The sequence below is a fragment of the Streptomyces sp. NPDC088097 genome (assembly GCF_044741845.1).
Taxonomy (GTDB): domain Bacteria; phylum Actinomycetota; class Actinomycetes; order Streptomycetales; family Streptomycetaceae; genus Streptomyces.
Genome location: NZ_JBIUTJ010000030.1, coordinates 1 through 10,024 on the forward strand (window position 1 = coordinate 1; position 10,024 = coordinate 10,024).

A 10,024-nucleotide genomic window follows, 5' to 3' on the forward strand; every position below is an offset into this window, starting at 1 on the left:
TCGAGCAACAGCGCGATGCGCTCACGCGCGGTCAGCTTGCCCTTGGCGCGCTGCGCCTCGGTCGCCCGGTCACTCGGGCCACGACGGGCCTCCTCGCGCAAGGAGTGCAGCTCGCTGATCCTGTTCCTCATCGTCCGGCCCCCCAGCCGTCTCCGACCCGCTGGACCACGAGGCACGACCAGGTGAAGCCACCGCCGCCCGTGAGGACGAGGGCGTATTCGTCCGGCGCCAGCCGGTCTGGCGACGCGCCGAGGTCCGCGAGATTGGCGACCAGGTCGCCGCAGCCCAGGTGCCCGGTCCGCGCGCCGAGGCGTACCGGCTCCACCGCCAACAGCTCCCGCAGGGCCGGGATGTACATCAGGTCGAGGACCTTGGGGCCGAGCCGGGGCAGGGCCACGCACCGGATCCGCGGGTCGTCGGGGGCCAGACCCGCTTCCGACAGGGCCTGCAGCACCACCGTGCGCACCGCTGCTGGACCGGTCTTGGCGAACCGGTCCATGCCGCCCGCCTCCAGGAACGCCTTCTTGGTGCGCCGGATGTCGATGGGGCTGCCGTGCGCGAGCGGCGCGGGACTGAACGCGTCGGCCCCGCGGTACATGGACTCCATGTCGGGCGCGGCCAGCACGGCGTGCGCCACCAGGCGCAGCCCCCGCCCGGACCGGCCGAGAACGGCGGCGGTGGCGCCGTCCCCGTACGCGACCTGGTAGTCGCCGCGCCAGCGGTCGAAGCCGGCGGGGTCGAACCGGTCCGCGGTGGTGATCAGGGCGGTTCCGAGCGAGGGATCCGCGGTGAGGTAGGCCGCGGCGGTGTGCAGGGCCATCGCCCCCGCGTGGCACATCTGCTGGATGCCGAAGGGGATGGCGGCCGAGGCGCCCACCCGGTCGGCCACGTAGTGGGCCGGGGACCAGAAGTCGTGGCCCTGGTGGTAGATCCAGTTGTGCAGCAGCAGGCCGACGTCCGCGGCCTCGACCCCTGCCAGGGCCAAGGCCCCGAGCCCGGCCGAGACGGCCATGTCGGGGGCCGACACATCGTACGAGACCGGTACTTCGACCACTCCGGCCGCCTCCGGGACGTCCGGGTCGAGGACGCCGTCGGCCACCAGCGCGTACGCGCTCTGGGTGGTGGCGGGCAGCCAGGTGGTGGCCGCCTCGACCGTCAGGCCGTCGCTGAAACGCATCGCGGGCTCTCCTGTCCTGGGCTTCGCCCATCGCCGCGCCGGCCCTTCCTGGGCCGTCGCCTTCCGACAGACCGCCGCAGCGGGGCCGCAGATACACCGGCTCGGGGTGTACGCGGGGCGACCTCCCGAAGCTCTGTGCGTGGGGGCCCGGTCCGGGCCCCGGCGGAGCAAGTGAGCGAGAAGGACGGTTCATGGTGTCGAGGACGCGTACGGCGGCCGAATTGTGGGACGGCTGGCTGGAGATGTGGAACGAGGACCCGGGCGCCGCGCACAAGATCATCAGTGCGAATTATCGGCTGCACCTGCCCACCACGGGGGCGACGATCGACCCGGACACGATCCGCGACCCGGCCGCGATGGCCGACTGGGTGGCCGGCTTCACGGGCAAGTTCGAGGGGTTGCGCTACGAGACGGACCTGGGGCCGGTGGTCGACGGTGAACTCGCGGTGTGCCGCTGGTTCGGCACCGCCACCTGCCTGGGGCGGACCGGCTGGCCGTCCGACGTGCCCGGCAAGCGGATCTCCTGGGTCGGCGTCGACATCCTGCGCATCGTCGACGGCTGGATCGTGGAAGCCTGGACGCAGGGAGCGGAGACCGACGAGCGGCCGCCGTCCGCCATGTGACGCACGGAGGAGTTCCCGGGGCGTCGCCGGCCGCCCCCTCGCCCTGAGGGGGCGGCCGGCGACCGCCCCCGGGCGAGTGGCGCGTCAGCCCGCCCAGCTCTCCACGGGGAGCGATGCGACGCACGCCTCGGCCCAGGGTTCGTCCAAGTTCCACAGATCCATGGCAGCCATGTCATTGAGCATCATGCCGAGGGCGAGGAACCGCTTCACGGTGACATCATCGGCTCCGGAATTCTTCTGGATGGCATTCCACATGCGTCCGAATCCGTTTTGGACGGCGGACCGGATGTCCGGGTCGTCGGACGCGGCGAAACCATGGAGCTGGATCATCAGGAAGAGCCGGTCGCGTACCAGTGAGCGGTATCGGTCGCCCATGGCGACGAGGGCATCTACGCCGGTCAGGCCCTCTGCTGATTGATCGAAGGATGCCACAACCCGGTCGAAGGAATTTTCGACGACGGAAATGAAAAGCCCCTTTTTCGTGTCGAAGATACGAAACACGTAGGGCTGGCTGATTCCTGCCTTGCGGGCGATCGTTTCCACTGAAGTCCCGTAATAGCCCCCGTGCGAGAACTCCTCGGAGGCGATTTGCAGAATTTGTTTGCGGCGCTCGCCGCCCGTCATCCGTTCCATGGCCCACATGAAACCACGCGACGGGCGTAAATGTGAGCCGCGGTGGCGAAGCCGGCCGTTGACTGAGTAGTTAGTCACTGCTACCTTGCTGGCGTAGCCCGCCCAGCGAAGGGAAAGAGAGAAGAGATGACTCAGACCGCAGGGGACGCGGTCCCCGCGCAGACCATGGCGGCGTCGCCACCCGAGTCACCGGAGGACCGGCGCCACCGCAAACTCGTCTTCCTGGTCGTGTGCGCCGGCTTCGTCATGTCGAGCCTCGACATGATGATTGTCAACGTCGCGTTCCCGGCCCTGGAGGAGGACTTCCACGGCACGACCGCGGCGACCCTGTCCTGGACCCTCAACGCCTACTCGATCGTCTTCGCCGCGGCGCTCGTGCCGGCCGGCCGGCTCGCGGACCGCTCCGGCCGCAAGGGCGGATTCCTGCTCGGGCTCGGCCTGTTCACCCTGGCCTCCGCCCTGTGCGCCGCATCGCAGGGGGTTCCCATGCTGGTGGCCGCCCGGGTGCTGCAGGCCTTAGGCGCTGCCGCCATGGTCCCCACCTCGCTCGGTCTGCTGCTGGCCACCTATCCGCCGCAGAAGCGCGGCGGCGCCGTACGGGCCTGGACAGCGGTGGGAGGCGTGGCCGCGGCGCTCGCCCCCATCGTCGGCGGCGCGCTGGTCAACCTCGACTGGCGGTGGATCTTCCTCATCAACCTGCCGTTCGGCATCGCCGCCCTGCTGGTCGGCCGGCGCGTCCTGCCCTCCGCCGCGCAGCCCGAGCGCGGTCCGCTGCCCGACCTGCTCGGTTCGGTCCTCGTGGTCATCGCGGTCGCCGGCGCCTCGCTGGCGCTCATCAAGGCGCCCGACTGGGGCTGGAGCTCCGTGCGCGTACTCGGCTGCTTCGCGCTGACCATCGTCTGCCTCGCCGAATTCTTCCGGCGCTCCGCCAAGCACCCCAACCCCGTCGTCGCGTTCTCGCTGCTGCGGGTGCGGTCCTTCAGCCTGGCGAACCTCACCGCGCTGGTCTTCAACTCCTGCTTCGGTGCGATGCTCTTCTCCTTCATGCTGTGGTGCCAGAACATCTGGGGCTACTCCGCGCTGGAGACCGGGCTGGCCCTCGCACCGGGCACCTTCCTGATGCCGGTCATGGCCATGGCCACCGGCCCGCTCGTGAAGAAGCTCGGCGCCGCCACCGTCGTCGTGCTCGGCTGCGCCCTGCTCGCCGCCGGAGTCCTGTGGTGGGGCCTCGCTGCGCAGAGCGAACCCGACTACGTCACCATGCTGCTGCCCGGCGCCCTGCTGACCCCGCTCGGCACCATTCTCGGCACCACCGCCCTGGTCGGCCTGGTCACCAAGGACCTGCCCCCGGCCTCCTTCGCCACCGGGTCCGCCGTCAACATGATGGTCCGCCAGGTCGGTCTCGTCATCGGCATCTCGGTGTTCATCGCCGTGCTCGGCACCCCCGGCCCCGGGGCCGCCACGGTGGAGGCGTTCCGGCACGCCTGGTTCATCGCGGCCGGGATCGGCGTCCTGGCCCTGCTCGTCGGCCTGCTGCTGGCCAGGCGCACCGAGGCGGACACCGCGTAAAGCCGCACGCAGCCGCCCACCGACCGCCGCCTGGAGCCCGGAACCCCCGCCGGACTCCAGGCGGCTTCGCCGTGCTCACCACAGGCCGCCGACCCGGACACGTGGAACCCGAATCGCACCGCCCGGCCCGTAGAACCCTTCGCCGCCGCCTGTATCCAACCGACCCCCGGCCGGCTCTGTACGGGCGTAAACCAGCGACAGGCGGAGGGAACCCGGTAATGAAGTTCGAGGGCGGACTGGGCGTGAAGGCGGTCACCACCTGGCTGCCCGGCACCACACAGACCACGAGGGACCAGGTCGACGAGGGCCGCCTCACGCCGGAGCGGGCCGAGCAGCTCGGCGTCACGGAGCTTCCCGTGACCCCCGACCTGGCCGCGCCCGAGATGGCGGTACGGGCCGGTCGCAAAGCCCTCGACCGCGCCGGATGGGACCCCGCCCGCATCGGCTTCCTCGCCCACGCCCGGGTCTTCCACCAAGGGCACGAGAAGTGGTCGTACGCCCACTACATAGCCAACGAGCTCGGCCTTCCGCCGACCGCCCTGCCCTTCGGGATCGAAGCCCTGTGCACGGGCGGCGCGACCGGGCTGCTGGTGGCCGCCACCCAGCTCCTGGGCGACCCCTCGCTCTCCGCCGCGCTGGTTACGACCGGCGAGCGCTACCACGCCCCCGCGTGGGACCGCTGGACCATGCACTCCGACATCGGGTACGGCGACGGCGCCACCGCCGCGCTCCTGCACCGGCGCGACGGCGGAGCGGACGATCTGCACCTCCTGTCCCTGACCCACTCGACGGCCGCCCGCCTCGAAGGCATGGAGCGCGGTGACCGGCCCTTCACCCAGCTGCCGATGCAGGACCGCACGACCTGGGAGACGAACCTCGAACGCAAGGCGTTCTACGAGGCCGCAGGCAAGGACGTCTTCCCCGAGGCGGCGCGTGTCCACGTCCGCGCCTCCCTCGACCAGGCCCTGGACGAGGCCGGGCTGGACCCGCACGACCCGCGCATCCGGCTGTTCACGATGCCCCGAATGGGCCCGCGCCTGGTCGAGGTGATGTACGGCTCCCTCGCCGGAGTACTCAAGGCCGAGACCGTACTGCTGGGCGGCAGGACGGGACACCTGGGCGCGGGGGACATGCTCGCCAACATGGCGGACATCGTCAGCCAACACATGCTCCAGCCCGGCGAATTCGCCGTGGTCGCGGGCGCCGGCGGTGGCTTCAGCTGGTCCACCGCGGTCGTCCAGGCCCCCGAGAAGTGAACACACCGGGCACCGACCCCGCGTCGGCATACCCCGCGAGCAGCCCTCGCGGGCAGGAAGGCACGTACATGAACCACACCTCGTACCCGCGTGGTGCGCACCGGATGGTGGTGGGCATCAGCGGAGCCACCGGCATCGCCTACGGCATCCGCACCCTGCGGGTCCTCAGAGCGGCCGGCATCGAGACGCACCTGGTGATGTCACGGTCCGCGCGGCTGACCCTCTCGTACGAGAGCGACCTGAGCACCGCGCAGGTGCAGGAGCTCGCCGACTTCCACTACTCGCCGGAGGACATGGGCGCGCCCATCGCGAGCGGATCGTTTCGCACCCGGGGGATGATCGTGGCGCCCTGTTCCGTGAAGAGCCTCGCCCAGATAGCCGTCGGGACCTGCGACACCCTGCTCGCGAGGGCGGCCGACGTCACCCTCAAGGAGCGCAACCGGCTGGTCCTCATGGTCCGCGAGACCCCGCTGACCCTCACCCACCTGCGCAACATGACGACCGTGACGGAGAACGGCGGCATCATCGCGCCGCCCGTCCCGGCCTTCTACACCCGCCCCGATGGCCTCGAGGAAATCATCGACCAGTCCGTGGGCCGGGCCCTGGACCTGTTCGGAATCGACTCCGAAACCTTCCCGCGCTGGGGCGAGCCGCCCGTACGGGCCGAGGACGCCGCCCCCGCGCCGACCACCACGCGACCGCTCGCGCAGAGCGCGATCCACCTCTGAGGAAGCACATATGACGAAGCACCTGACGAGCCTGCGCGAGTACCTCGTCGCTCTGGCCGAGCTGGGCGACGTGCGTGAGCTGCACACGCCGGCCGACACCCACCTCGAGATCGGCGCGGTGATCCGGCGCAGCGCCGAAAACCGAGACCCGGCGCCGCTGTTCATGGCGGTCAAGGGCTACGCACCCGGCTTCCGGGTACTCGGCGCCCCCGCGGCGCTCAGCTCGGCGCCCGGCGCCCCCTGGGCCAGGGTCGCCCTCTCGCTCGGCCTGGAGGCGGACGCCCACCCGCTGGACATCGTCGAGGAGCTGGCCGCCGCCCGCGGCCGCGAGCCCATCACCCCGGTCGTCGTCGAGCGGGGGCCCTGCCAGGAGAACGTGTTGCTTGGCGAAGACGCGACGTTGGACTCCTTCCCCGTACCGCTCATCCACGACGGTGACGGCGGGCGCTACATCAACACCTGGGGAGCGATCGTCGTCCGCACCCCGGACGGCAGCTGGACCAACTGGTCCATCGCGCGGGTCATGATGGTCGACGGCCGTCGGATGGCCGGTATGGTCCGGCCCCTCCAGGACGTCGGGAAGATCTTCAAACTGTGGCGGGACCGCGGCGAACCCATGCCCTTCGCCCTGGTCCAGGGCGCCGAGCCGGCCGTGCCCTTCGCCTGCGGCATGGGCCTGCCCTCCGGGACGGACGAAGCCGGCTACCTCGGCGCCCACTTCGGTGAGCCCTTGGAACTTGTCCGGTGCAAGACCGTCGACCTCGAGGTGCCCGCCACCGCGGAGATCGTGATCGAGGGCCACGTCTCCCTCGACGAGACCGCGCCCGAGGGACCCATGGGCGAGTACGCGGGATACCTCACCGGCAAGGCGAACCCCTGGCCGGTCTTCCACATCAGCGCCATCACCCACCGCGACGACCCGATCCTGCCCGTCGTCTCCGCCGGGAAGCCCGTCGAGGAGGACCACACCGCGGTCGGGACGACGTACTCGGCCGAGGCCCTCCACCAGCTCCGCGCGGCCGGGCTCCCGGTCACGGCCGCCTGGATCGTGCCGGAGAGCGCCATCAACCTGCTGGCGGTCACCGTTCCGCGCGACTGGCGCGAGCGCTCCGCGTTCACCAGCACCCGCATGCTCACGCGCGCCATCGCCCATCTGGCCCTGCGCCCCAAGGTCGGGTACTGGGTCACCCGGATCATGGTCCTCGACGACGACATCGATCCCACCGACCTGCGCGACCTCATGTGGGCGTTCCACACGCGCAGCCATCCCACCCGCGGCCAGCTCCTCATCGAGGACCAGAAGGTCACCCCGCTGCACGTCGTCTACTCGCCCGAAGAACTCGCCATGGGCGGACCGAAGATCGCGTACGACTGCCTCCTGCATCCCGACGAGGACAAGCGCGCCCGCAGCACCGCGTTCAAGGACAACTTCTCCACCGACATCCAGGCCCGCGCCCTCGCCATCTGGGAGAACCGATGACCGAGACGAACACCGTCACCCGTCCCGCCACCCACCCGGACCAGAAAGCGCCGCGCCGCCTGGTCATGGTCAGCGGAGGGACCCGCGGCATCGGCCGCGCCGTAGCCGTCCACCTCGCGGGCGAGGGGTACGACATCGCGTTCTGCGGCAGGTCCGCCTCGGCGGCCGCCGAGGAGACGGCCGAGCTGGTCCGCACCCAGGGCGCCTCCTGCTTCCACGAGCCGTGCGACGTCGCGGACCACCAGGCCGTCGAGACCTTCGTCAAGCGGGCCGAGGGAGAACTGGGCCCGGTGTACGGCCTCGTCAACTCGGCGGGGATCGTCAAGGACAACCACCTGGTGATGATGCCCGTCGACGACTGGGCCTCGGTGATCGACACCAACCTCACCGGAACGTTCAACTTCTGCCGGACCGTCGGCTTCGGCATGCTCAAACGGCGCGCGGGCGCGATAGTCAACATCTCGTCGGTGGCCGGCGTCTACGGCCATGCCACCCAGGCCAACTACGCCGCGTCCAAGGGCGGGGTGAACAGTCTCAGCCGCACCCTCGCCAAGGAGCTGGCCCGGCACGGCATCCGGGTCAACGTCGTGGCTCCCGGTTTCATCGAGACCGACATGACGGGCGACCTCAGCGACAAGGCGCGCAAGGAAGCCCTCGCGGCGGTCCCGCTGCGGCGCTTCGGTACCGCCCGCGAAGTCGCCGACCTGACGGGCTTCCTGCTGTCCGACAAGGCCTCCTACATCACCGGACAGATCCTCCAGGTGGACGGAGGCGTGGCACTGTGACCACGCCGTACCCGCCGGTGCGCCCCGGCGAGCTGCACCTGTGGTGGCTCACCGTGCCGCCGGCGGGTACGGACACGGAGAAGGCCGCGCGGCTCCTCGACCCGCAACAGCGGGAACGCGCCGCGCGGCTGACCCGGCCGCTGCACCGGCACCGCAAGGTCATGGCCCACGCCGGCCTGCGGGTGCTGCTCGCCGGCCACCTCGGTACACGGCCGTCCGCGGTCCGGTTGCGCCGGGCGCCCTGCCCGGCGTGCGGCGGACCGCACGGCCGTCCCTACGCGGCCGGGGATCACGGCCTGGAGTTCTCGATGGCGCACGCGGGCGACGGGGTCCTCTACGCCTTCGCCCGGGGCCCCGTCGGCGTGGACGTGGAATCCACCGCGGTCCGGGCGCGCACGGCGAGCGCCGCCGCCCGGTGGCTGCCGGCCGCTCACCGGCGCGTGCTCGACGCCCTGCCCGAACCCGAGCGGATCCGCGCCTTCCTGGGCTGCTGGGTCCGTACGGAGGCGTACCTGAAGGGAATCGGCACAGGACTCGCGCACGGCCTCGGGGCGGCCCGGAACGCGTCGTCCGACCCCGCGTGGCACCTCGTGGACCCCGTGGTGCCCGAGGGTTTCGTGGCCGCCGCCGCCGTGGCGGATGGCGTCCTGCCGCCGGCGGCAGGTTCCGCTCAGGGCCGCTTGCGGACGCTGACCGGTAGATTGCCCGCGGAGGCCGTCCTCGGCGCCGCCGAGTCGGCCCGAACAGGAGAGGGGCGTGGCATGCGCGACACCCATCCCGGCCGGCGCGCGGCGCCGCGCGAGAACGCGGGCGAGTACCCGGACGCCCTGCTGGACGAGCTGCGCACCGCGGTGGGCCGGCCTCCGCAGGCGCTCGTGGCGGCCATCGCCTCGTGGCCCGCGCCGCGCGGGTCCACCGCGCCCGGGGCCGACGGGCAGGACTCCGCGGGGCAGGTCGTTGCCGGGCAGGACGGCGCCGGACTTCGCTTCACACCGCGGCCTCGTACGCGCCACTGACGCCTTACTTCTTGCGCAGTTGTTCCCCGAGGCGGCGTAGCGCCCGGCCGCGCAGCGGACCCACCGAGCCGCGGGCGATCCCCAGCCTGCGGCTCACCTCGTCGTACCCGGGGGCCGGATCCGCGCTCAGCAGGGCCAGGAGCTGCTGGTCACGCTCGGGCAGCTCCGCGAGCGCCGACAGAACCTCCGCACTGCGCTCCCGGCTGAGCAGAGCGTCCTCCGGCCCGGGGTGCGCGGCGGCGGGACGCTCCAGGCTTCCCGTGTCGCCCACGGGAACGTACTTCCCCGAACGTTCGTACTGCTTGAGGCTCTCCCGGCGCGCACACGTGGTGAGCCAGGCCGGGAACCGCTCCGGCGTGTGCATCTTGGGCAGGCTCTGGTACACCCGCAGCCAGGTCAGCTGGAAGACCTCCTCGCAGTCGGCCTGGCTCAGCCGGTGCGAGCGGGCCACCGTCCACACCACCGGGGCGTAGCGCTCGACGAGCGCCGCCCACGCCTGCTGAGAACCGGACAGGCACGCGGAGACCAGCTCACCGGGGCCAAGGGCTCCGGCGGCCGTGTCCGCCGGGCGCGTTCGCGTCGAAGACATGGGTTCCTTCCTGGGTAGTGCGGGGGCGGTTGCGCGGGCCGGTGCCGGGCGCCCGGGGGCGCGCGGGGGGGGGGGGGGGGGGGGCGGGCGCCGCCCCCCCCCCCCCCCCCCGCCCCGCGGGGGGGGGCGCCCCCCCGCCCCCCCGGGGGGCCCCCCCCCCGCCGCCCC

10 protein-coding genes are annotated in these 10,024 nt (G+C 71.9%); 7 read left to right on the forward strand and 3 right to left on the reverse strand.

Translation table 11 applies throughout. The features are described from left to right. Window positions 1–127 precede the first annotated feature (127 nt). Window positions 128–1,177: a 3-oxoacyl-ACP synthase gene (locus ACIOD1_RS34905; protein ID WP_401907191.1), complete on the reverse strand. Its 1,050-nt coding sequence runs from the start codon at window positions 1,175–1,177 to the stop codon at window positions 128–130. Window positions 1,178–1,368: 191 nt separating this feature from the next. On the opposite strand from ACIOD1_RS34905, the gene ACIOD1_RS34910 reads away from it, so the two are divergent. Further along, entirely contained in the window at window positions 1,369–1,800 is a 432-nt protein-coding gene (locus tag ACIOD1_RS34910; protein WP_365630316.1) for a nuclear transport factor 2 family protein, read from the forward strand. Window positions 1,801–1,884: 84 nt separating this feature from the next. On the opposite strand, the gene ACIOD1_RS34915 is transcribed toward ACIOD1_RS34910, so the two are convergent. Further along, window positions 1,885–2,433 carry a TetR/AcrR family transcriptional regulator gene (locus ACIOD1_RS34915; protein WP_365630319.1) on the reverse strand — a complete coding sequence of 183 codons (549 nt, stop codon included), beginning with the start codon at window positions 2,431–2,433 and terminating at the stop codon, window positions 1,885–1,887. A 126-nt stretch (window positions 2,434–2,559) separates the two neighbouring features. On the opposite strand from ACIOD1_RS34915, the gene ACIOD1_RS34920 reads away from it, so the two are divergent. From ACIOD1_RS34920 to ACIOD1_RS34945, 6 genes are all read left to right on the forward strand, one after another. After that, window positions 2,560–4,002, forward strand: coding sequence for an MFS transporter (locus ACIOD1_RS34920; protein ID WP_365630322.1), 1,443 nt, complete (start codon window positions 2,560–2,562; stop codon window positions 4,000–4,002). 218 nt (window positions 4,003–4,220) lie between these two features. Then, complete coding sequence (locus tag ACIOD1_RS34925; protein ID WP_365630325.1) at window positions 4,221–5,258, forward strand: ketoacyl-ACP synthase III family protein; 1,038 nt, start codon at window positions 4,221–4,223, stop codon at window positions 5,256–5,258. Window positions 5,259–5,326: 68 nt separating this feature from the next. Continuing rightward, a complete protein-coding gene (locus ACIOD1_RS34930; protein ID WP_365630328.1) occupies window positions 5,327–5,986 on the forward strand; it encodes a UbiX family flavin prenyltransferase in 660 nt (219 codons plus the stop codon). Window positions 5,987–5,996: 10 nt separating this feature from the next. Further along, the gene (locus ACIOD1_RS34935; RefSeq protein WP_365630331.1) at window positions 5,997–7,466 is read left to right on the forward strand and encodes a UbiD family decarboxylase; all 1,470 of its coding nucleotides are present in this window, start codon (window positions 5,997–5,999) and stop codon (window positions 7,464–7,466) included. After that, complete coding sequence (gene fabG / locus ACIOD1_RS34940) at window positions 7,463–8,251, forward strand: 3-oxoacyl-ACP reductase FabG (protein ID WP_365630334.1); 789 nt, start codon at window positions 7,463–7,465, stop codon at window positions 8,249–8,251. Before ACIOD1_RS34935 ends, fabG begins: the two co-directional genes overlap by 4 nt. Then, a complete protein-coding gene (locus tag ACIOD1_RS34945; RefSeq protein ID WP_401907194.1) occupies window positions 8,248–9,267 on the forward strand; it encodes a 4'-phosphopantetheinyl transferase family protein in 1,020 nt (339 codons plus the stop codon). Before fabG ends, ACIOD1_RS34945 begins: the two co-directional genes overlap by 4 nt. Before the next feature lie 4 nt (window positions 9,268–9,271). On the opposite strand, the gene ACIOD1_RS34950 is transcribed toward ACIOD1_RS34945, so the two are convergent. Then, window positions 9,272–9,856 carry an RNA polymerase sigma factor gene (locus ACIOD1_RS34950; RefSeq protein ID WP_401907196.1) on the reverse strand — a complete coding sequence of 195 codons (585 nt, stop codon included), beginning with the start codon at window positions 9,854–9,856 and terminating at the stop codon, window positions 9,272–9,274. Window positions 9,857–10,024: the final 168 nt, after the last annotated feature.